This is a genomic window from Mucilaginibacter gotjawali (genome assembly GCF_002355435.1).
Classification (GTDB): Bacteria; Bacteroidota; Bacteroidia; order Sphingobacteriales; family Sphingobacteriaceae; genus Mucilaginibacter; species Mucilaginibacter gotjawali.
In genome coordinates, this window is sequence record NZ_AP017313.1 from 6,077,793 (window position 1) to 6,099,104 (window position 21,312).

At 42.9% G+C, this 21,312-nt stretch carries 20 protein-coding genes; 11 read left to right on the forward strand and 9 right to left on the reverse strand.

Annotated features, from left to right (window positions below; translation table 11 throughout):
* Positions 1 to 61: 61 nt before the first annotated feature.
* Both MgSA37_RS26745 and MgSA37_RS26750 read left to right on the forward strand, forming a co-directional pair.
* Positions 62 to 2,320, forward strand: a complete 2,259-nt coding sequence (locus tag MgSA37_RS26745; RefSeq protein WP_096356742.1) for a biosynthetic peptidoglycan transglycosylase — start codon at positions 62 to 64, stop codon at positions 2,318 to 2,320.
* A gap of 140 nt (positions 2,321 to 2,460) precedes the next feature.
* Positions 2,461 to 3,090 (forward strand): NAD(P)H-dependent oxidoreductase, encoded by a 630-nt coding sequence (locus tag MgSA37_RS26750; RefSeq protein WP_172885379.1) that lies wholly within the window; start codon positions 2,461 to 2,463, stop codon positions 3,088 to 3,090.
* A 603-nt stretch (positions 3,091 to 3,693) separates the two neighbouring features.
* Here MgSA37_RS26750 and MgSA37_RS26760 read toward each other — a convergent pair.
* Complete coding sequence (locus tag MgSA37_RS26760; RefSeq protein ID WP_096356745.1) at positions 3,694 to 4,704, reverse strand: LacI family DNA-binding transcriptional regulator; 1,011 nt, start codon at positions 4,702 to 4,704, stop codon at positions 3,694 to 3,696.
* Between the two features lie 170 nt (positions 4,705 to 4,874).
* Here MgSA37_RS26760 and MgSA37_RS26765 point away from each other — a divergent pair, with 170 nt between their 5' ends.
* Positions 4,875 to 5,249, forward strand: coding sequence for a response regulator (locus tag MgSA37_RS26765; protein ID WP_096356747.1), 375 nt, complete (start codon positions 4,875 to 4,877; stop codon positions 5,247 to 5,249).
* Positions 5,250 to 6,076: 827 nt separating this feature from the next.
* Positions 6,077 to 7,153, forward strand: a complete 1,077-nt coding sequence (locus MgSA37_RS26770; protein ID WP_260146707.1) for a TlpA disulfide reductase family protein — start codon at positions 6,077 to 6,079, stop codon at positions 7,151 to 7,153.
* Between the two features lie 278 nt (positions 7,154 to 7,431).
* Here the strand turns inward: MgSA37_RS26770 and MgSA37_RS26775 are convergent, their stop codons facing one another.
* Complete coding sequence (locus tag MgSA37_RS26775) at positions 7,432 to 7,965, reverse strand: sensor histidine kinase (protein ID WP_157750760.1); 534 nt, start codon at positions 7,963 to 7,965, stop codon at positions 7,432 to 7,434.
* Positions 7,962 to 8,921 carry a PAS domain-containing protein gene (locus MgSA37_RS26780; RefSeq protein ID WP_096356753.1) on the reverse strand — a complete coding sequence of 320 codons (960 nt, stop codon included), beginning with the start codon at positions 8,919 to 8,921 and terminating at the stop codon, positions 7,962 to 7,964. Before MgSA37_RS26780 ends, MgSA37_RS26775 begins: the two co-directional genes overlap by 4 nt.
* Before the next feature lie 534 nt (positions 8,922 to 9,455).
* Between MgSA37_RS26780 and MgSA37_RS26785 the strand changes: the two genes are divergently transcribed.
* Positions 9,456 to 9,929 carry a rhodanese-like domain-containing protein gene (locus MgSA37_RS26785; RefSeq protein ID WP_157750761.1) on the forward strand — a complete coding sequence of 158 codons (474 nt, stop codon included), beginning with the start codon at positions 9,456 to 9,458 and terminating at the stop codon, positions 9,927 to 9,929.
* A gap of 14 nt (positions 9,930 to 9,943) precedes the next feature.
* Here MgSA37_RS26785 and pulA read toward each other — a convergent pair whose 3' ends face one another.
* The 4 genes from pulA to MgSA37_RS26805 all read right to left on the reverse strand — a co-directional run bounded on the left by pulA (position 9,944) and on the right by MgSA37_RS26805 (position 14,143).
* Entirely contained in the window at positions 9,944 to 11,941 is a 1,998-nt protein-coding gene (pulA, locus tag MgSA37_RS26790; protein ID WP_197706050.1) for a type I pullulanase, read from the reverse strand.
* Positions 11,942 to 12,015: 74 nt separating this feature from the next.
* Positions 12,016 to 12,501, reverse strand: coding sequence for a peptide deformylase (locus MgSA37_RS26795; RefSeq protein WP_096356757.1), 486 nt, complete (start codon positions 12,499 to 12,501; stop codon positions 12,016 to 12,018).
* Positions 12,502 to 12,844: 343 nt separating this feature from the next.
* Positions 12,845 to 13,426: a DUF4142 domain-containing protein gene (locus MgSA37_RS26800; RefSeq protein ID WP_096356759.1), complete on the reverse strand. Its 582-nt coding sequence runs from the start codon at positions 13,424 to 13,426 to the stop codon at positions 12,845 to 12,847.
* Between the two features lie 66 nt (positions 13,427 to 13,492).
* On the reverse strand, positions 13,493 to 14,143 hold the full coding sequence (locus tag MgSA37_RS26805) for a YceH family protein (protein WP_096356761.1): 651 nt from the start codon (positions 14,141 to 14,143) through the stop codon (positions 13,493 to 13,495).
* A gap of 173 nt (positions 14,144 to 14,316) precedes the next feature.
* On the opposite strand from MgSA37_RS26805, the gene MgSA37_RS26810 reads away from it, so the two are divergent.
* The 4 genes from MgSA37_RS26810 to MgSA37_RS26825 all read left to right on the forward strand — a co-directional run bounded on the left by MgSA37_RS26810 (position 14,317) and on the right by MgSA37_RS26825 (position 17,436).
* The gene (locus MgSA37_RS26810) at positions 14,317 to 15,153 is read left to right on the forward strand and encodes an MBL fold metallo-hydrolase (protein WP_096356763.1); all 837 of its coding nucleotides are present in this window, start codon (positions 14,317 to 14,319) and stop codon (positions 15,151 to 15,153) included.
* A gap of 123 nt (positions 15,154 to 15,276) precedes the next feature.
* Complete coding sequence (locus tag MgSA37_RS26815) at positions 15,277 to 16,368, forward strand: Mrp/NBP35 family ATP-binding protein (protein ID WP_096356765.1); 1,092 nt, start codon at positions 15,277 to 15,279, stop codon at positions 16,366 to 16,368.
* A 25-nt stretch (positions 16,369 to 16,393) separates the two neighbouring features.
* On the forward strand, positions 16,394 to 16,672 hold the full coding sequence (locus MgSA37_RS26820; RefSeq protein ID WP_096356767.1) for a NifU family protein: 279 nt from the start codon (positions 16,394 to 16,396) through the stop codon (positions 16,670 to 16,672).
* 95 nt (positions 16,673 to 16,767) lie between these two features.
* Entirely contained in the window at positions 16,768 to 17,436 is a 669-nt protein-coding gene (locus MgSA37_RS26825) for a hypothetical protein (protein ID WP_096356769.1), read from the forward strand.
* Between the two features lie 72 nt (positions 17,437 to 17,508).
* Here MgSA37_RS26825 and def read toward each other — a convergent pair whose 3' ends face one another.
* Together def and MgSA37_RS26835 are read right to left on the reverse strand one after the other, a co-directional pair.
* Positions 17,509 to 18,081, reverse strand: coding sequence for a peptide deformylase (gene def / locus MgSA37_RS26830; protein ID WP_096356771.1), 573 nt, complete (start codon positions 18,079 to 18,081; stop codon positions 17,509 to 17,511).
* A 96-nt stretch (positions 18,082 to 18,177) separates the two neighbouring features.
* A complete protein-coding gene (locus tag MgSA37_RS26835; protein ID WP_096356773.1) occupies positions 18,178 to 19,410 on the reverse strand; it encodes a M16 family metallopeptidase in 1,233 nt (410 codons plus the stop codon).
* Between the two features lie 201 nt (positions 19,411 to 19,611).
* Here MgSA37_RS26835 and hpt point away from each other — a divergent pair, with 201 nt between their 5' ends.
* Complete coding sequence (gene hpt, locus MgSA37_RS26840; RefSeq protein ID WP_096356774.1) at positions 19,612 to 20,151, forward strand: hypoxanthine phosphoribosyltransferase; 540 nt, start codon at positions 19,612 to 19,614, stop codon at positions 20,149 to 20,151.
* A gap of 81 nt (positions 20,152 to 20,232) precedes the next feature.
* Positions 20,233 to 21,312, forward strand: a complete 1,080-nt coding sequence (locus MgSA37_RS26845; protein ID WP_096356776.1) for a toxin-antitoxin system YwqK family antitoxin — start codon at positions 20,233 to 20,235, stop codon at positions 21,310 to 21,312.

Here is a 21,312-nt window from a genome sequence, read left to right on the forward strand (position 1 = left end):
TTACCCACGGCAACGTTTGTATCCCATAAGAATTAGTTTAGTTTTGGATAAATATTTTTGAATGTATCGCCCTAATCTCAAAAACATCCGCCTGAATATGAAATATGTTCGTATAGCGGGTATTGTACTTGCCGTTATTTTTGTTTTGCTGCTGATTGGCGGTTATATTGCCTATACCAAACGCGAGGCCCTTTTGCAACGTGCCATAACCAAAGCCAAACAAAAGGCCAAAAAAGATTATAACCTCGACCTGGAAATAGGTTCGGCAAGGTTTACCGGGCTCGGTACCGTTGATTTTAGTGATATCACTGTCGTTCCGGCACAACGGGATAGTTTGCTCAGCATCAAAAATTTTGAGGTGAGTATTAAATTAATTCCGCTGATTTTCGGCAACGTAAAACTGGCGGAGGTGACGATGCAGAACGGGCACCTTAATTTAACCGACATTAACCACGTTAAGAATTTTGATTTTTTATTCAAAAAGAAAAAAGATACGACAGATACGCATTCAAAGGTCAACCTGTCTGAACTTTCCTATAACCTGATTAACCAGGTATTGTACAAGATCCCGGATAACCTGGACGTGAGTAATTTCCTGGTATCATTTACCACAGATAGCGCGAGTTTGCGGTTACTGACCCGCAATGCGGTAAATAAAGACGGGCAGCTTACCTCAACCATTGATATTAACAACGGGGCAGCTACCTGGCATTTTGCCGGAAAGATGCGCGCGTCAGACAAGGATATCGACGTTAAATTATATGCAGACGGAAAAAAGGTGGAACTGCCGTACGTTGATAAGCGGTACCATTTAAAAGTAAACTTTGATACGCTGAGCACCCGCCTGAGCAAGGTGGAACAAACCGGCGGCGAAACCCGGATTTATGGTTCCTGGAGCGCAAAAAACCTGGCGATTAACCAGGGCCGGCTGTCTTCCAGTGACATTGTTTTTCCCAAAGCGGGTATAGAAGCCAATGTATTTGTGGGCTCGAATTATGTATCGGTCGACAGCTCGTCGGTTATTACAATGAATAAAATAACCGCACATCCTTATATCAAATATACCTTGAATCCCGTAAAGGTTTATGAGTTAAAAATCAATACGGGGTGGATGGAGGCGCAGGACTTTTTTGATTCGCTGCCTGCCGGCATCTTTGATTCGTTGATGGGTATGCAGGTTGCCGGGAAGCTGAATTATAGCCTGAACCTGTTTTTAAATGCTTCGGACCCTGACAATGTACAGTTTGATTCGCGGCTCAATAAAGATGAATTTCGTATTATCCGTTATGGTAATACTGATTTCAGTAAATTGAACAGCACATTTACCTATACGCCCTATGAATATGGCAAGCCGATGCCATCGCGGTTGATCGGTCCGCAAAACCCTTATTTTACACCGCTGAGCGACATCTCACCCAACCTGCAATATGCAGTAATGACGGCCGAAGACCCCTCGTTTTACAACAACAACGGTTTTGTGGAAGAGTCGTTCCGCAAGTCGCTGGCCACCAATTTTAAAGAAAAAAAGTTTAAGCGTGGCGGCAGTACCATTTCCATGCAGCTGGTAAAAAATGCCTTTTTAAGCAGGGAAAAAACAGTTGCCCGGAAGGCTGAGGAAATGCTGATCGTATGGATGATCCAGAACGGGCACATCATGACCAAGGACCGCATGCTGGAAGTATATTTTAATATAATTGAATGGGGCCGTAACGTTTACGGTATAGGGGAAGCCTCGCGCTATTATTTTAACAAAACACCGTCGGAACTTACCATTGGCGAAAGTATTTACCTGGCCAGTATTGTGCCTCACCCCAAAACCGGATTGTATTCGTTTTTGCCCGATGGGTCGCTCAGGCCGGGCCTGGTGGGTTATTTTAACCTGATAGGCAATTTAATGGCCGGGCATGGCCGGGCGCAGCAGGATAGCAGCAACTATGGCTTTTATACGGTACGATTAAAAGAAAGCCTGCGGAAAGAAGCGCCGGCTGATACCACGCTTGCCGATAGCCTGATTAAACATGATAAAGAAGAAAATGGTGATGATGCACCGCCGGTAGCTGCTGAGCCCGTAAAAAAACCATCCTTTTTACAGCGGATCTTCGGCAAAAAAGACACGGTTGCCAGGAAAGAAGAACCGAAGATCGATCCCAAAGCGAGACTAAAAGCCGAAATTGAAAAGTTGCGCAATGATGAGGAGCAAAAAGAGCTGCTGATAGATACCGCCGGCAAAACCCGGAAAGAGATCCGCCAGGAAAAACGAAGGATGCGAAGCGAGGAAAAAGACCAGGAAAAAGCATTGAAAACCGCTGCAGGGGGATAAGAAACAACTCCAATCGTTCCGCGCAATGGCGGGCTTATATCGGCCCGCTGCCCACTGTCTACCCAGTGTAAAATAAGTATTGCCCGGCTGTGACTAAATTAAATGTTTAAACACATATGTTTGCACAAACATTTAATATTATGTCACTCATAGATAAATTACAAAGGCGTTATGCCACCAAGAAATTTGATCCCACAAAAAAATTAAGCGCCAAACAATTGGACGACCTGCTGAGCGCTGTGCAACTTTCGCCATCTTCCTACGGTTTGCAATCCTATAAAGTATTGGTTGTTGAAGACCCGGCGATAAGGGAACAATTGCGCGAGGCCGCACATGGGCAATCGCAGATCACTGATGCATCGCAGGTGTTGGTTTTCGCTTCGGAAACGGCTATTGACGAAGCACTGGTAAACAAATACGTAGATAATATTGCATTAACCCGCCATGTTGACCGCACACACCTTGCCGGTTTTGAGAATACCATGGTAGGCACCGTAAATCGCCTGAGCGAGGACCAGAAAATTGCCTGGTCGCACAAACAGGCTTATATTGCTTTAGGCGTATTGTTAACCGCCGCTGCCGAAATGGGTATTGATGCCTGCCCGATGGAAGGTTTCCAGGCCGGTAAATTTGACGAAATTTTAGGTTTAAGAGAAAAAGGACTGACCGTATCAGTAATTGCCCCGATAGGCTTCCATGCCGAAGATGACGGCTATAGCCACCTGGCAAAAGTGCGCAGGCCTAAAGAAGAAATGTTTATACATGTTTAAGTTGATTGAGTGAATGGTTGATTGGGTTGGGGGACAGTGTGTAGGAGATTTTGATTGGCCTACTCAACCATTCGTTCTTTCAGGAATGTTAAGGCTATATTTTTTACCCCTTTACTTATAAACGAAAAACCCCAGCACTAAGAAGGATCAATGCCGTCATAGATCCAATAAACAAAATGAAATACAGATATGCAGTTTTATGAGCTAAGTTGAAAGTAAGCCTGCCACTTCTTACCCCTGTCGATACATAATTGTACGGTTCGGGATCATTTGGATCATAACAGAATATTCCCCATTTCCATGGCCGCTGTCCTTGGTTTTCATTTTTTTCCATTGTTATAAATTTACCGTCAATATCCTGTAAATATAATATATTGGCAGCGACGGTTACAATGCCCTATTGGCGCCTACTTAACAGGGTCACGGTTCTCCAGGATATATTTTCCTTTTTGGCAACCATACCGCGTCCATTCAAGCGAAAAAACGGCCTGAAAGCATACAGTTAAACGGCATGTTTAATTGATTAATTGTGTTTTTACTGTTCCTGGAAAATATAAAAAACGCGAATCTTTTACCAGGCCTCGCCGGAATAGCTCAATCAACTCATCCTCCCGAAGACTTCCTGATATACAGCTTCGACTTCAATACATGCTGCTTCTTTTGTATAGGCAGCCCTTTTGATTCCAGCTCATCAAACAATAGGCTGGCCGCTTTGCTGCCGAGCTCAAAGGCGGGTTGTGTTATGGTAGACAGCGGCGGGTTCAAAAGAGGGGCTATGTGCAGGCTGGAGAAACTGATCACTTTCAGGTCGCGTGGGATATCAATATTCAGGTCGTGGCAAACGTAGTAAGTGGCAAAGGCAAGGCGCTCCACCGAGCTGAAAATGCCATCGGGCTTAAGCTCTTCCAGCACCTTCTTCAGGATGCCGTAGTTCACCTTTTCATCGTTGCTGCAATCTATAACCAGTTCGTCATTAAACGGGATGCCATGCTTCTGCAAGGCATCAATATAACCCTGCATACGTACCTTACCGATGGAAATACTTTTGTTTACTACGAGGTAGGCTATTCTTTTGCAGCCGGTATCAATTAAGTGTTCGGTAGCTGCAAAGCTGCTGTCGTAGTCATTGGTAATTACTTTGGCGGCCTCAATATCTTCGTAAACACGGTCGAAAAACACCACGGGGATGTTTTTCTGTTCCAGCTGGCGGAGGTAGTTGTGGTCATTTGCTTCGCCGGATACCGACATGATGATACCATCCACCTTGCCGTTGTTCAGGTAATTGATAAATGATACTTCTTTCTCAAAAACATCATCGGTGCGGTAAAGTAAAATGTAAAACCCTTTTTTTCGCGCTATTTCCTCGATCCCGTTAATGGCCTGGGCGAAAAAATCATTCGCGATCTCGGGAACGATGACAGCCAGCGTCCTGCTTTTTTTATCACGAAGGTTGCTGGCATAATGGTTGGGTAAAAAATTATGCTCTTTCGCGAATGCCAGTATCCTTTCTTTGGTGTCCTTGTTAATATCCGGGCTGCCATTAAAAGCCCTTGAAATAGTTGATGTTGAAATATTTAATTTCTTAGCCAGTATTTTAATATTAATATTATCCATTTTAGGGTATTGGTTATTCGCTCATCAAATGTAATAAAATCAGGGTATTGTGTTTTAACTGAATTTTAATATTCTTAAACAGAATAAAATAAGGTTTATTGCCTTTATGGCAGCGTGTTATATTAATAAATATAAAAAGTGGCATAAGCTTTGCACAACTACAGGCAGCAATGGATATCATAGTGAAGAAGATATTAATAGTTGAAGAGAATCCGTTAATGATGGAGGTTATGACCTATATCCTGATCAATTACGGATATGAGGTGTTTGCACTTTCAAATGGAAATGAAGTTTTCAAGTTTATCAAGAACAATCAACCCGACCTTGTGATTCTTGATGACGTTTTACATGGGATTAACGGGCGAGAGATATGTCAGCTGATCAAGCTGAATAAAACAACCAGTAACCTGCCGGTTATTATGTGTTCGGGAGATGATTACTTCGACGAAGATCTGACACAAAAGGGCTGTCCTGATGACGTACTGCACAAACCGTTCGACATTACCAGCCTGGTCGAAATGGTTGCTTACCAACTGGCAGCTTAATTTATTTCCTTAGGCATTAACAAAATAACAATACCAAAACACCGTCCTACAAGAAAAAATTTCAATTCTTAATATTGAATCGTCATTTATCTCTAAAAGCTTTCGGTCTACTGATTTTAAGCAGTTAACAACAGCTGAATTGGTCGATTTACGGCGGATAAGCCTCCTCCCCGTTCCGCAAGCGCCCTCGCTTGTGTTCGATCGATAGGAGGTATTACAATTTTTATTGGTAGAACTTGTCAGACTTTGTTCTCTTACTCCAACAAAGTCTCCGATATACATTTCATATCCTCCGAGATTTGTCCAGTTCCGTCTGTCTTTAACGCGCAGCGCGAGCCGCACTCGAACCTTTTGAAATAGGAAAAACCTAAAACTTCCTCAGTTCTTTTGCTTCTTTTCTTGCAAGAAAAGAAGTTCGGGCCATTGAACCTTATAACAGAATTATGTTAAGTAAATTGCATTGAAGATATTTTTCTAATTCTTAATACTTGGCTTAATATCAAAATATTACCGGTCGTTCGGACGCGGTCAATAGTCTTAAATCCGCTAAAAAGGGGTTCGAAAAGCTTCCCCTAGGGGCTGCGGTAAGGTATGAGGTCATCGACCGAATGGCGAAAATGACCCGGAAAAATGGCGGATCATTGGAGTAAGACGACTTGTCGCTTCATGAATTTGATAACTATAATCACGAACAATTGTGTAAAAAATCTTAATTTGGCTGTACTGATGTATTAACCTGATGTCAGCACAACGGTTGGGCATCATGTTATAAGGCCACAAAAAATTATAGAAGTTAAAAATATATGATGCGGAGACTACTTCTTGTTATGCTATTTGCGTGTACGAGTACACGGATTTTTTCCCAGCAACTGATTCCATTTAGTATAAGTGGTAAATTTAATTCAGATACGGTAGAAGGGAAAATGTACCTAATGTACGAGATAGACGGAAATGGAAAAATGGATAGTAGCTTTATTAAAAAGGGAGCCTTTTCCTTTTCAGGAAATATTATACACCCGGAATTTGCGATTTTAGCCTTCAATAACAGGAGAGCCGACCTTTTTCTGTCCCCAAAACCAATGACCGCGTTGTTTAAGAATTCTCAGCTTAAAGAGCCGGAAATTACTAGCTCACAAAGTGATTCAGAGTTTAGGGAAATAGAAAAAAGTTTGCTTAAAATAAATAAACGCTGGCAAACAGTGTTAGATACTCTTGATGTAGTTAGTAAAAGAAGCCTTACGAGTTTTCAGGAATTAAGAGATTGGGTATTGCTCCCATATTTTGAAGAGTGCAGAGAGGCCTATCTTGATTTTTTTGCCAGACATCGGCAATCATTTGTTACGGCTTATTATCTATCGCAAAATGCAATAGAAATGAACCAGGGAGTTTTTCCTATTGATTCTTTACAGGCTTATTATGATAGATTTGCTGCGCCAATAAAAAATAGTTGGTACGGAAAAAAAATTTCCGAAGAACTTATAAGGAGGAGGATTGCTGTTCCCGGAACAGCAGCATTTGATTTCACCCGGGCCGACAAAAACGGGCAAAAACTGTCCTTGTCATCTTTTCGGGGAAAATATGTTTTACTTGATTTTTGGGGAAGCTGGTGCGTTCCGTGCAGAAAAGGCAATCCACATTTAAAAGAGCTTTATTCTCGCTATAAAGACAAAGGCTTTGATATTATTGGTATTGCCAAAGATGATCATACAAAAGATGCTTGGCTAAAAGCAATTAGAACGGATGGGCTTCCATGGCATCATGTTTTATGTGACAGTCTTGACGTAATGTATAACATTACATCTTATCCAACTAAAATACTGCTTGATACAAAAGGAACAATAATCGGGCGTTTTGGCGAAGAAGAAGCAGGGCTTGATAAACTACTGATTTCGATTTTTAACTAAACGCATTAGTGTGAGCCCATAAGGGAATCGAACCCTGCTTACAAACTCCTAATTAAAACGCCAAACGGCGCAAGTCCTCTAGAAAATAGTTCGAGAAATGCCCAGCTTGGGCTCAACTCGATTATCAGCCTGAAACAGGATCGAACTAATCTATCGAGAAGAAATCTTAAAGCCTGATCGAGGCAATGATAAATGGACAGATGGGGCTTGGTATAGTGCCAGCCAAAGCGAAATTCAACAACTTTGACCTGGTTATCCAAGGTGATAATTGTATCAATTTAAACGTTGGCCATGGGTATAGTAAAACAAAATTCCGTTCCAACATCCCTTACGCTGTCAACCCAAATAGTTCCTTTGCATTTTTCAACCAGATCTTTACAAAACAACAGGCCCATCCCCGTGCCTGATTCGTTATTGGTACCAATATGGCTGTCAACTTTTGCCTTGAATAATTTATTGCATTCTTCAGTACTCATTCCAATACCGTTATCCTTTACACTAATGGTAATAAATTGATGGTCTTTCTTAACGGATACAGCAATTATGCTCTGCTTTCTCGAAAATTTAATGGCATTAGTGATCAGGTTACGTGTTACTATCCGAATCGAATCCGGATCTGCCCATGCAATGATATCTTCGGGAACATTAAGTATTAATTTAATATCCTTTTGTGCAGCCTGTTCGCTCAGGTGGCTTTTCTCTTTGGTGATGATTTCCTTAACCGGGAACTGCCGGATGGCATTTTCAAAGTTCTCCATTTGGGTATTTATCCAAAACAATAAAGTGTCAAGGAAGTCGGAAGTGTAGTTCAATTTTTTACTACCGAGGGGATTAAGTTGAGCATCTCATGGGTTGAAATGTTATCATCCTGGAACAGATCAAATATTCCCCTCAAACTACTTAACGGGCCTCTTAAATCGTGCGCCAGTATGGCTATCAGTCGGTCCTTCAGGGTATTAAGGGTATTTAATTTATTGGCATGTTCTTTTAGTTTTTCATTTTGCCTGGCAATCTGGTTTTCATGATTTGTTAGTTCCGTAATATCCTGCATCGCCCCGATCATTCGGATGCCCACACCCTTTTCATCCCGGATGACTATCCCCTTATCCAACACAATAGCATATTCGCCATTGGCCTTTCTGAACCGGTATTTTTCTGTCCAGTGTGTCATACTGCCATATTTAACCGGATCGGCATAAAGTACCACCCTTTCCCTGTCATCCGGATGAACATGTTGGGCAAAAAAACGCATGTCGCCGGAGTTTATGCCCGGCGTATGGCCAAACGATTTCTTTATATTTCCGGAATAATAAACCTCATTGGTTTCTAAGTTCCAATCCCAGATAATATCTGTGGTAGCTTCGGTCACGTATTCAAAACGCTCAATGCTTTTTTCTAATGAATGGAGCGTATCCGATTCTACTGCTACGGTCTCGGTATTTATTTTACGGCCGGTACAAAACATTACCTCCTCTTCCGGCATCCATGATGCAGACCATGAAACCGTACCGCCCAACCCGCTTTTTCCTCCAAAATCATTATCAAACACGGTACTGTTACCTTCATAAATAGCTTTCCTTAATAAGCCGGCATTGTCTGAATGAAACCATTCACTGATATGTTTACCCCTGAGTGCCTGCTTTTCAAATCCATATAATTTCTCAACGCCGTTGCTGGCCATAATAACGTTCAACTGCCTGTCGAATAAACAAAGTAACTCGGGCGAATTATTGATTATTTGGTAACCGCAGGTATTTTTATCATTCATTTTACGTAAAATTTAGTGGAAATTTCAGCCCGACCATAGCAATTGCCGGTTTATTCAGACACAAAGTGAAAAAATAAAGCATAATCGTTAATTCCCGACATTTTTATTAAAAAATTGCAATAAAATTGTTCTATGTTTTAATATATTTCTATATTTTATCAAAATAAACAAAATATTTTAATGTTTTTTTGATGTTTTGTTAAAACATTGTCCTTTATACTCAAATATTATTCAAAAAGTTATTGTAAAACTTTAATATGTCTTTTTTATTTAGCGTAATAGCTGATTTATAACAAAAAAACCGGCAAAATAAAAGCAGGGAGATGGATTTTGCCGATAAATGGACTGACAGCAAGTAAAAAACAGGGGGGTGTCGCTAATTTTTTCAAGTTCAGGATTAAATGTTCGCGTTTTTTTTGAATAAAGGTTCATCAGAGGTGATAGTTTGATTAGCCATTTACCAATCTTTCTTTTTACATACTTTCATTGGTAAAAGCGACCTTTACATTTTTAAACCTCCATAATTATTTAAGCATGAAAAAAATATCCCTTATAGCTGTGATTAGTATTTTTATCGTTGCGATAACTAACAGCCACACAAAAGCACAAGCCACGCTAACCCAACAGGCGCTGGCGCCGGCTGCTCCCTGGGCGGATAGCCAACTTATTGAACCGGCAGCATTATCGGCTGAACTCAAAGCTCCCGGAACAAATGCGCCCATGATCTATAATATTGGCGCGGTAGAAGATATTAAAGGCGCCAGGCACATTGGCGCGGTAAGTAACGCTGAAAACTTCGGGAAGTTTAAAAAGGCGGTAGCCGCCCTTCCAAAAAATACCGTCATAATTATTTATTGCGGATGCTGCCCTTTTACCAAATGCCCCAATATCCGCCCTGCTTTTCTTGAATTAAAAAAAGAGGGCTTTACAAATATTAAGGTGCTGAACCTGCCCGTTAATTTGAAATCAGACTGGATCGCTAAAGGTTACCCTCTCGAAAGCAAATAAAAATGTCGCCGGCTTTATTTGCTGTATAAAACATAGGCGGAGGTGCTGGCAATGTCGATATTCCCGGCGGCAACTGTTTTAATCCCGGCCTCATTAATGGTGTTTTCGTCGGCCGCTATCGTCCATACGCCTCCTGGTAGCTTCAGGGCCTGGTTTGCTTTATTCCCGTTCAGTATAACCAGGATGTTTTTCCATTTATCGCCGTTGGCATGGTTGCTGATCTGGTAACAGATCAGGCCCGGAACACCTGTGTTCACAAATTTAAGGCGCTCATTGATCATCTTTGCAAACGGCATGCGGAAGGCGGGATGGTTTTTTCGTAAGGCGATCAGACCCTTATAATACGCAAAAACGGCTTTGTATTTCGTTTTTCGGCTCCAGTCAATCTGGTTGATGGAATCTGGTTTATTAAACGAATTGGCAACGCCCTGTTTGGTCCGCAATAATTCGGCGCCGGAGTGCAAAAAAGATATTCCCTGCGATGTAAGTACAACAGCGTTCGCTAATTTATCCATCTTTATCAATTCGGCTTCCGGGGCATTTGGATTGGATATTTTAAGCCTGTCGAATAAGGTGTTATCATCATGACAGGAAGCATAGGTGATGGTCTCGTACGGCTCAGATGCCCATGGTCCTTTATCGTAATTCACCAGGTCGTAATTTACCTGCGGATTGGGGATGGAAGCCACGATACCGAACTTTACGCTTTCGTCCATTTTTGTATTTCCGCTTACAAAGCCCTTTTCTTTCAGGTCACCCCATCCTCCTTTTAAACCGTCGCGCAGGTCGTCGCTAAAAACGGCTTGCTCGTGCAGTTTTGATACATTCTTTTTAACGGCTCTTAAAGCTTCCGGCATAGGGCTGTTGCCCGCTGTCCACCCTTCTCCATAGACGAAAATGGTGGGGTCGATCTTATGCAATGTATCACTGATCATGTTCATGGTTTTAATGTCATGCACCCCCATCAAATCAAACCTGAAGCCATCCAGGTGGTATTCTTTTGCCCAGTAAACCACCGATTCAATCATAAACTTACGCGCCATCGGCATTTCAGACGCCACCTCATTGCCGCAGCCGGTTGCGTTTGAATATGATCCGTCGGGGTTATGCCGGTAAAAATATCCCGGCGCAAACTGGCTGAAGTTGGCATGATCAATGTCGCTGGTATGATTATAAACCACATCCAATATTACCCGAAGCCCGTTTTGATGCAGGGTTTGCACCATTTTTTTAAACTCCTTTATCCGCACATTTCCATCATACGGATCACTTGAGTAGCTACCTTCGGGTACGTTATAATTTAGCGGGTCGTATCCCCAGTTATATTGGCCGGCAGCGGGCTTTGTTTCATCAACCGAATTAAAATCAAAGCAGGGAAGCAAGTGAACGTGCGTTACCCCCAATTCTTTAATATGGTCCAGCCCGGTTGCTTCTCCATCCGGGCTTTTGGTGCCGGTTTCTGCAAGCCCTAAATATTTGCCCTTATGCTGTATGCCGGAATTTGGATCGACAGAGATATCCCGCATATGTAATTCATAAATAATGATATCTGTAAAGTTTTTTAGCGCCGGTTTTTTGTCGTTTCGCCAGTTTTTGGGGTTGGTTGAAGCCAGGTCCACCACCATGCCGCGCTTACCGTTTACGCCTACAGCTTTGGCATAAATATCCGGGGATTCCAGCAGCCGCTTGCCTTCCTGCATTACCTGGAAGGTGTAGTATTTGTTTTTGATGTCTTTGTCAACCACTGTTTTCCAAACGCCCTTATTTCCTTTTACCATATTGATGGTACTTAAAGCCCCGCCACCATCGCCCGCATCATATAAACGCAGCGTAACAGCTGATGCCTTTGGTGCCCAAACTTTAAAAACCGTTTTCGCAGGAGTGTATTTAACCCCGAGGTCTTTACCGGTATAAACAGGATAATTGTCAAAGGGGCCAACAAGTTGCGCAACCCCGGCGGTTTTAAGCATAGTTATAAACAGGATGATTGATAATGTTTTTGAATATTTCATAATCGGTTGTCCGGGATCGTTCCCGCTTTGGATGATTGGTTAAATATAGAATTAATTTAACTTGTAGTTGTTTTTCAATTTCGCCACTTGAATGATTTTTCATCGATAGCCCTCATGGTACAGAGCACCCCGTTTAAATGGTCAACTTCATGCTGTAAAAGCTCAGACAGGTCTCCTTCCATTTTCCAGCTTTGGGGCGTCCAGTGCTCATCCAGGTAATTGATGGTTAAGCTCCGGTGTCTTTTTACTTTCACCAGCAAATTCGGAAAGCTCATGCAATCGTCCCATAATTCAAACAGCTCCCCGCTCAAATCAGTAAATTCAGGGTTGATAAAAATAACCGGCCTGTCAATATGCATGTAAACCAGCCTTTTCATAATACCCAATTGAGGCGCCGCAATGGCCCTGCCGAAATTATATTTCAGCCTGATTTGCTGCATCACATTTTCCAAATCGGCAACCCAATCTTTCAATAAGGGCAGGTCTGTTTTCAGCACAGGCTGGCAGGTTTCATAAAGGCGGGGATCGCCCAGTAAAAGCAGGTCGTTGAGGCTTTTCAAAATAATGAAGATTTATCCTGCAATATTAGGAAATACTGACAGTAAACACGTAGAAATGCAGGATTTCTGCAACACAAAACCCTGCCTGAAAGGTTAAAACAATAAACACGAAGTAAATTTTGTGCCCGGCTTACTTTCCGTGTCCTGCCAGATAATGGTAGCGAATGGCGCTTGTTTGCTAACCCCCGGCCAAAATAAAGCAGTAACTCCTGGTTGTCTTACACAAAATAATCAAGGATGAAAACAGTTTAAACAAACTAACCGGTTGCCACATGCTGCAAAAAACAACAGGGGCCATATTTACCGGCCCCTGTTGTTTTCTATCTTGGTTTAAAAAATCAAATTACTTCATGCTATCATGAATTTTAGTAACGGCATCCAGGTGCATTTGCACCACGGGCGCTGTTTTACCCGCAAAACCGGCCAGCGCAGGGTCTTTGCCGTTTTTGGCTTCGTCCTGCATCAGGCTGAGGGCATCTTTATGGTCGTCCGCCATCAAATTGATATAGGCCTTATCAAAATCGGTGCCTGTTAACTTTGACATGTCTTCAAATTTCTTTTGGTGATCAGCATCCATAGCTGCAGGCATCGTAATATTTTCCTTTTTTGCAATTTCCGTCAGCGCATCCCCGGCCTTGCTATGATCTTTTACCATCATTTCAGCAATTTTTTTAATCTGCGCATCGGCTGTTTTTTGCAGCGCGAGTTTTGACAACGCTATTTCAGCCATTCCCCCGGCAGCTGCCGAGGTTGCGAATTTCGCGTCACCGGTGACCGTTTTCATCGTATCTGCCGACATGGCGCTTGTATCTTTTGCTTTGTTTGCGCTGTCGGCGCTTTCTTTGGCGTCTTTTGGCGCGCTGTTGCATCCCTGCAAGGCATATGCCGCAAGGGCGATAATGAACACATAACTTAGTTTTTTCATGGCGATATTATTTTATTTATTAGTTAAACAAAATAATTCGCTATAAGTTTTCTTCAGTTCAACTGCCTATGTTAATTCTTTCATCAGCTTGTCAAACGCTTCCCGTAATTCAGCAAGCGCTGTTTCCAGTTTCAGCACACGGGCTTCCAGGCCGCCGTGGTTCCTGGAAGGTGCCTCATCTTCAAAATCTTCATCGCTAAAATCGGGAGTGCCACATAATAAATGCGCGTACCGGGCCTCCTTTTGGCCCGGCCTCCGCGGTAACTGCACCAGGAATGGCATTTCGGGGCTGCTTAGGCGTTCAAGCACTTCCTGCACTTCTTCAATCGATTCAAATTCATGCATCCTGCCCGAGTTGGTGTTCAATTCACCGGGCGTTTGCGGGCCACGAAGCATCAATAAACAAATTATGGCCACTTCTGATGGTAATACCGGGAATACAATAGCAAAATTATGTTTGTATTTAACCGAACGTATCGAGCCGCCGGTGGCCGTCGAGATCAATCCTCTTCGTTTTAAGGTATTCAGCGCCTGCACTACCGTTTCATCATCATAGTTAACCACCGGCTTGCGCGATGTTTTTTGATTGCAGGCCGTGGTAAGGCTATTGATGGTCATTGGGTAATATTCAGGCGTGGTTTTGCTTTTTTCCATTAACACGCCCAGAACGCGAAGCTCTTCGGCATTTAATACAGGTAAAGTAATTGGTGAATCCATGGGATAAATGTAACGTATTTCGGATTTTCAATTTCGGATATTTTATTTATTGATTTGAGAATTAAGCGATTTGTGAAAAGATTGTAATTTTAAACATAGGAAGATGCCTGCATTATATAAATCCGAAATTGAAAATCCGAAATCCAAAATAAAACAAGTTTCTTTGCATTATCATGTCGCTTTTTATCGCATCGTTAAATTCAGGAAGCAATGGCAATTGCTATTATGTGGGCAATGAGCACGAAGCAGTACTGGTGGATGCCGGCATATCCTGCCGCGAAACCGAAAAACGGATGCTGCGCCTGGGTTTGTCGATGAAAAAGGTAAGGGCGATTTTTGTTTCACATGAGCACTCCGACCATATCAACGGGATACCTGTTTTGTCAAAAAAATACCAGTTGCCTGTTTATATTACGCCCCCAACAATGCGCGGCGGAAGTTTGGTTATTGACGGCCAATTACTCAACTCTTTCAATCCTTTCGAAACAGTTACGATTGGCGGATTAAACATCACCCCCTTCCCCAAAAAGCACGATGCCAGTGATCCTTATAGTTTTACAATCACCTCGGCAGGCGTAACTGTAGGTGTTTTTACGGATATCGGGATAGCCTGCGAAAACCTCGTCAATCATTTCAGCAGATGCCATGCCGCGTTTTTGGAAGCCAATTATGATGATGATATGCTGGATAAGGGCGGGTATCCCTACCACCTGAAGCGCCGGATCCGCGGCGGAAACGGGCATTTATCCAACAAACAAGCTGTTGAGCTTTTTATGGCGCACCGCCCGCCCTTTATGAGCCATTTGCTGTTGTCGCACTTGTCAAAAAACAATAATGACCCGCAACTGGTGCAGCAATTATTTGAGGCGTGCGCCGGTGGGGTAAACATTACCGTCGCCTCGCGGTACCAGGAAACCGAAGTATACTATATCAACGGAAACCATCTTCCGGGAATAGCAAACAAGAATGGCGCTGTTGACCTGCATCCGGTTCAAACAAGTCTTTTTTAATACAACGCAGCAAAGCGTCAACTGATGGCCCTGTAGTATACGGTTGGGTCCATATCCCGTAGCCGTATTTTATCAATCAAATGACATTAATTGCTGTGCTTTTAGGTATTTTTGTTTTGAATTATGAGCACTTTCACCCAAGAACAAGTTTTACAAGCCCTAAGCAATGTTGAGGAACCCGATCTGAAAAAAGACCTGGTTACACTTAACATGATCCAGAATATCCATATTGATGGAAATAACATCAGCTTTTCGGTCATATTAACTACGCCGGCCTGCCCATTAAAGGCGATGATAGAAAATGCCTGCCGAAACGCCATTATGTATTTTGTGAGTAAAGATGCGGTGGTGCATATTGATATGACATCAAAGGTTACCACCCAAAAAAATACAGGGGTGCCCGGCGTAAAAAACATCATCGCGGTGGCATCGGGTAAAGGTGGCGTAGGGAAATCAACCGTTGCCGTAAACCTGGCACTGGGTTTAGCCAGGACCGGGGCTAAAGTGGGTTTGATAGACGCCGATATTTACGGCCCGTCTATCCCGATTATGTTTGGTTTGGAAGGAACAAGGCCGATGGCCAGGGAAGTAGATGGAAAAACACGCATCGAGCCGATTGAAAAATACGGGATCAAGCTTTTATCGATAGGCTTTTTTACCGATCCTAATCAACCCGTTCCATGGCGCGGGCCGATGGTGTCGACAGCGGTAAAACAATTATTCAACGACGCCGATTGGGGCGAACTGGATTACCTGGTAGTGGATCTGCCGCCCGGAACCGGCGATATCCACATCACCGTTACGCAAACATTCCCGGTAACCGGGGCGGTTATTGTAACTACACCACAAAATGTGGCGCTTGCGGATGCTAAAAAGGGCATAGGCATGTTTATGATGAATGCCATTAATGTACCCATACTGGGTGTGGTTGAAAACATGTCGTATTTCACGCCCGCTGAATTGCCGGATAATAAATATTATATCTTCGGCCAGGGTGGCGGCAGCAAATTGGCTGAATCGATAAAAGCGCCTTTTTTGGGAGAGATTCCGCTGGTAAAAAGCATCAGCGAATCAGGCGATGCCGGCAAGCCGGTTGTTTTGCAGGAAGGAAGCATTATGGCAGGTGCATTTATTGAAATGGCCCAAAAAGTAGCACAGCAGGTGGCCATTTGTAACGCTAATGCTATAAATGGTGCAATTGTTGTAAATAATTAATAACTTTACTTATAAATTGGTACAAATGAGTTTATTAGAACAGGTAGAACAGGCATTGGATACAATAAGGCCTTATTTGCTTACCGATGGCGGGAACGTTTCGGTAGAGGAAATCACGCCTGAAAAGGTTGTCAGGCTTAAACTGCTGGGCGCTTGCGGTACCTGCCCGATGAGTATAATGACACTGAAGGCAGGAATTGAAGAAGCGATAAAAAAGGCGGTTCCTGAAATCACAGGAGTAGAAGCGATCAACCTGACCGATGTGGACGACCCTAACGCGGTACTTCCTGAAAACATGAGGTAGTGTTAAGTTTTGTTAAATTGTAGCCCGCGTTGCGGCAATACTTTAGTTTTGTATAAATAATATTAAATTGTTAAATACCCCAGCCATTATTGGTGATGAAAAAAGTAACCGGCCTGTTTTTATTTTTATTTGCAGCACTAACGGCTTTTGCACAAAAGCAGGAGAAACCACTGGTGCAGTTTACCGGTATGGTGCATAATGCCGATAGCCTTAAAGTTATTGTGCCGTATGTAAGTATTGTAAATACCACAAACCATAACGAAGCGGGCCAAACCAATTACCTGGGCTATTTTTCATTTGTGGTGCACGAGCAGGATACCATCCGCTTTTCATGCGTGGGTTATAACACTATTTACGTGGTTATTCCTGCACATGTTGCAACAGGAAGTTATATGATGCAGGTGTTGTTAAAACCTCAGATCGTTAACCTGCCGGTTTTTCGCGTTTTTCCCTGGGCCACAGCCGAGGATTTTACAAAAGACTTTTTAACGATGAAAGTTGCAGATGACGACCTGGCTATTGCCCGGAAAAACCTGAGTGCATCATCCATACAAACGCTTGAAAAAACATTACCCCGCGACGGGCCTGAAACCAGCGGCATACAGGATTTTCATAATGGGGTGCTCAACTCACACTCTACGGTTAACCCGCTGTTTAATCCTTTTGCATGGGGAAGCCTGATCAAATCTATTTCTGAAGGGGATAAAAGCCGGAGCACCGAAACCCCAACCAGCAGCGGAAATAATGCGACGACTGGCAATTAACCTATAGAATCAAGATTCAAGAGCCAAGCCAGCTTCAGGTTTAGTTTCTTTTTTTTCTGATTCTAAAAAAAACTATCTTCCTTTCTTAACAGCAGGAAATTTCATTTTATATTCCACGTCGACTATCCCTCTTGATATGTCGTTGAGTTTTTTCTCGATGAGGCGTTTGCGGAGCGGGCTTAGCTTATCGGTAAAAAGCTTGCCTTCGATATGGTCGTATTCATGCTGGATGATCCGCGCAGCCATCCCGGTAAAGGTTTCCTCGAAGTGCTTCCAATTTTCATCATAATAGGATAACCTTACGTGCCTGCAACGGTAAACATCTTCCCTGATGTCGGGAATGCTCAGGCAGCCTTCGTTAAAAGGCCACTCGTCACCTGTTTCTTCCAGCACCTGGGCATTAATAAAGGCTTTTTTAAAGCCGGTTAAAGCCTCATCATCCTCTGCAAACGGCGACGCGTCTACAACAAACAAACGAACCGACAGGCCAACCTGCGGCGCAGCCAAACCAACGCCATGAGCCGCATACATGGTCTCGTACATATTGTCGATCAGCTCTTTGATATGCGGGTATTCGTCGGGTTCAATTGCTGTTGCTTTTCTTCGTAAAACAGGGTCGCCGTATGCGATGATAGGAAATTTCATTAAAGTGTTTTATTAAATGGTAATGAAACTCTGCCAAGCCGGATTTATTGTATTATACATAGCTGTTGCATGATTTCATTCCGCAAAAATACGGGTTTATTGCTTAGGCTCAAATAGCAAGGTAATCATACTGTCAATATCGAATATTTCATTGCTTATTTCCAGCAATTGGCCGGCGGTAACTGCATTTATTTTATCGAATACCTGCTGCAGGGTATCTATATCATTAAAATCGAGCAGGCTTTTGGCCATGGAGATAATCAAACCCATCCGGCTTTCTTCAGCAAGGGCTATCTGGCCGATAAATTTTTGCTTGGCCTGGTGCAATTGCAAGGCACCAAATTGGTTATCGCGCAGTTTTTTTAATTCTTTATAAATTAATTTAGTGGCTTTTTCTGCCTTTTCTGTATCGGTACCAAAATAGATGGAAAAAATGCCGGTATCGGTTAAGGGGGTATAGTTTGATTCGATGGTATAGGCAATCCCATATTTTTCCCTGATCTCCAGGTTCAGGCGGCTGCTCATGCCCATTCCACCCAAATAATTATTAAGTAACAATAAAGCATTTTTATGCTGATGCGCTGATGAATAGGCCTGTGCCCCCATCATGCAATGTGTTTGCGAAATAGGTTTGGCTAACACCGTTTTCCCCGGCAGGGTTATGCCGGGCTTTATCCGGGTTTTCACTGCGTTGTTCGCGGGAATGGCCCCAAAATATTTTTCAGACAGCCTGATCAATTTTTTCAAATCGTAGTCGCCAAAAACGGCAAAAACCATTTGCGACGTATTGTAATTGGCCGCAATAAATGCTTTCATATCCTCCCGCCCCAGCCTGCCTACAGACGCAGTCGTACCCAGGATATTCCGGCCTATCGGGTGGCCCTTAAATAAAAGCTCTTCAAACTCGTCCTGTATGGCTTCTTCGGGCTGGTCAAGATAAGATGAAATTTCATCCAGGATAACCCCACGTTCTTTTTCAACTTCTTCTTCGGGGAAAGTAGAGTGAAACAGGATGTCTTCAAAAAGGTCGATCGCCCGTTCAAGGTGCTGGTTTAACAGCGAGGCATGGATACAAGTGTATTCTTTGGCGGTATAGGCGTTTAAATCGGCTCCCACCAGTTCAAGCCGGTTAAGGATCTGGTTAGTGCTGCGTTTTTCGGTTTCCTTAAATAAAAGGTGCTCAATAAAATGCGCCAGCCCGGTTTGCTGTTCCGTTTCATCACGCGAACCGGCATTCACCACAAAACAGCAATGTGTGATGGCTGAGGGCGAATGTTTTAATAATATCCTGATGCCGTTGGCTAAAGTATGTACCTGGTAATCCGTCATTTGAGGCGCAAAGATAGTTTTTTTTAGTCCGAAAGTCGGGAAAGTCCGAAAGTCGGGAAAGTAAGAAAAGAAATATGAAATTTGTTTTAGGGTAGTTGCGTTGTAATGCAACCCGCCCTGCGCGCTACTATATTTTTTCTTCCGGTCTTCCGGACTTTCCCGACTTTCGGACTTTTCCAACTTTTTTCCTACATTAGTACCATGAAAACAAAAATAGCGGACTTAGAATTTGAACCCCTTATAAAGGCTAAAGCTATTGAAGACAGGATTAAAGCAATTGGCCTTCAGTTAAATACGGATTACCAGCATTGTGTGCCCGTTTTTGTAGGCGTTTTAAATGGCAGCTTTTTGTTTATAGCCGACCTGATCAAACAGATCGATATCCCCTGCGAAATTACTTTTACCAAACTGGCGTCGTACTATGGCGGCACCAAAAGCAGCCTTAAGATCCGCGATGATATTGATTTTAGCGTAGATATAAAAGGTCGCGAAGTAGTAGTGATAGAAGACATTGTTGATACCGGTAATACCGCGCATTACCTGCTCGAAAAATTAAAGGCAAAACAACCGGCCTCCATAAAACTATGCTCCCTGTTGCTGAAACCTTCTGCCCTGCTGAAAAAGATCGACGAATTAAAATACGTTGGCTTTGAAATTGAAAATGAATTTGTAGTGGGCTACGGCCTCGATTACAAAGAAATGGGCAGGAATTTGAAGGATATTTATAAACGGGTAAAATAGCGTTTAATTCGGATTTAAGTTTACTTCTACTTGAGCCTTCCCAACAACCTTTACGACAATCGCATTGTTTTGAATTTTTAAATGAAAAATAAAACCTTATTCATTTCGTTTAAGCTCCTGTTGTTTTTTGTTTGGGCCCTTACAGGCTCAAATAGGGCATGGGGGCAACTAACAGACACCGCCAAATTTTATTATAAGAGCTATCCCGAAGGGCTTTTGAGGGTAAGCGGACCACAGGATGCTGATTTTATGCGAGTGATCTCGCCCTCATCCGGGGAGGATAATCGCCTTAACGTTATTGAATACTATTTAAATGGTAAAGTAATGCGTATTGGTAAGTCTGTCGCTGATAAGACTCGGTCCTATCAAAACGGGGACATTCTTTTGGATGGCGATTGTGTAACGTACTATCAGGACGGGACAAAGCAATCTTTTGTAAATTATATCGCCGGGCAAAAAAACGGGATGGAATACCAGTATTTTCCTAATGGGAATATTTATTGTTCCATTAATAACGAGTACAAAGGTGCGGCTTTTATACCCAAAGTACTCTACCAGGATTGTTATGACCTAAACGGCAAATCGATTTGCAAAGATGGCAACGGGCAATGGATAGACTATGATCAAAGGGACAGCGTTGAGCTGCAGGGACGGGTGAAGAATGGCCTTAAAGAGGGTGTATGGCATGGTATAGCCAAAATCAGCCCTTCTATAAAGTATATCTACAACTACAATAAAGGCGAGATGACAGGGGGGACAGGTTACGATTTAACTGGCAGGGCCTATCCGTTTAAAAATGATATGGAGCCGCCATACTACAGTAAAAGCGACCCTGTTACGTTCATGGAGGTTTTTCGCCGGCATTTTAAAATTCCGAAAGATGCTTCGGGTAAAAAGATGAGCCTTGACGGACTTCTCTTTACGTTTGTCATCGAAAAGGACGGCACGCTATCGAACCCGGGCTTTGTCGACAATAAAGGTGCAGATCTGGACGAGAGTGTTAAGGAAGCATTACAGAAATGCAAAAGCTGGAGCCCTGTTCAGTGTTACGGCGTTCCGCTTAGATGCAGGCTCACTTTTGTTTACAAAGAATTTGGTGAGTATATGGGTGATGCATACGTAACGGGTATTAAATACAAAGCCGAAATCATTGGCTTTTGA

What these genes read in the sequence shown, in the direction of transcription:
- def (WP_096356771.1), bottom strand. Translation starts at nt 18,081, where the DNA reads ATGAAATTTCCTATCATCGCATACGGCGACCCTGTTTTACGAAGAAAA.
- MgSA37_RS26845 (WP_096356776.1), top strand. Translation starts at nt 20,233, where the DNA reads ATGAAAAATAAAACCTTATTCATTTCGTTTAAGCTCCTGTTGTTTTTT.
- pulA (WP_197706050.1), bottom strand. Translation starts at nt 11,941, where the DNA reads ATGAAATATTCAAAAACATTATCAATCATCCTGTTTATAACTATGCTT.
- MgSA37_RS26810 (WP_096356763.1), top strand. Translation starts at nt 14,317, where the DNA reads ATGTCGCTTTTTATCGCATCGTTAAATTCAGGAAGCAATGGCAATTGC.
- MgSA37_RS26820 (WP_096356767.1), top strand. Translation starts at nt 16,394, where the DNA reads ATGAGTTTATTAGAACAGGTAGAACAGGCATTGGATACAATAAGGCCT.
- MgSA37_RS26760 (WP_096356745.1), bottom strand. Translation starts at nt 4,704, where the DNA reads ATGGATAATATTAATATTAAAATACTGGCTAAGAAATTAAATATTTCA.
- MgSA37_RS26800 (WP_096356759.1), bottom strand. Translation starts at nt 13,426, where the DNA reads ATGAAAAAACTAAGTTATGTGTTCATTATCGCCCTTGCGGCATATGCC.
- hpt (WP_096356774.1), top strand. Translation starts at nt 19,612, where the DNA reads ATGAAAACAAAAATAGCGGACTTAGAATTTGAACCCCTTATAAAGGCT.
- MgSA37_RS26770 (WP_260146707.1), top strand. Translation starts at nt 6,077, where the DNA reads ATGCTATTTGCGTGTACGAGTACACGGATTTTTTCCCAGCAACTGATT.
- MgSA37_RS26750 (WP_172885379.1), top strand. Translation starts at nt 2,461, where the DNA reads ATGTCACTCATAGATAAATTACAAAGGCGTTATGCCACCAAGAAATTT.
- MgSA37_RS26780 (WP_096356753.1), bottom strand. Translation starts at nt 8,921, where the DNA reads ATGAATGATAAAAATACCTGCGGTTACCAAATAATCAATAATTCGCCC.
- MgSA37_RS26825 (WP_096356769.1), top strand. Translation starts at nt 16,768, where the DNA reads ATGAAAAAAGTAACCGGCCTGTTTTTATTTTTATTTGCAGCACTAACG.
- MgSA37_RS26835 (WP_096356773.1), bottom strand. Translation starts at nt 19,410, where the DNA reads ATGACGGATTACCAGGTACATACTTTAGCCAACGGCATCAGGATATTA.
- MgSA37_RS26745 (WP_096356742.1), top strand. Translation starts at nt 62, where the DNA reads ATGTATCGCCCTAATCTCAAAAACATCCGCCTGAATATGAAATATGTT.
- MgSA37_RS26815 (WP_096356765.1), top strand. Translation starts at nt 15,277, where the DNA reads ATGAGCACTTTCACCCAAGAACAAGTTTTACAAGCCCTAAGCAATGTT.
- MgSA37_RS26785 (WP_157750761.1), top strand. Translation starts at nt 9,456, where the DNA reads ATGAAAAAAATATCCCTTATAGCTGTGATTAGTATTTTTATCGTTGCG.
- MgSA37_RS26765 (WP_096356747.1), top strand. Translation starts at nt 4,875, where the DNA reads ATGGATATCATAGTGAAGAAGATATTAATAGTTGAAGAGAATCCGTTA.
- MgSA37_RS26805 (WP_096356761.1), bottom strand. Translation starts at nt 14,143, where the DNA reads ATGGATTCACCAATTACTTTACCTGTATTAAATGCCGAAGAGCTTCGC.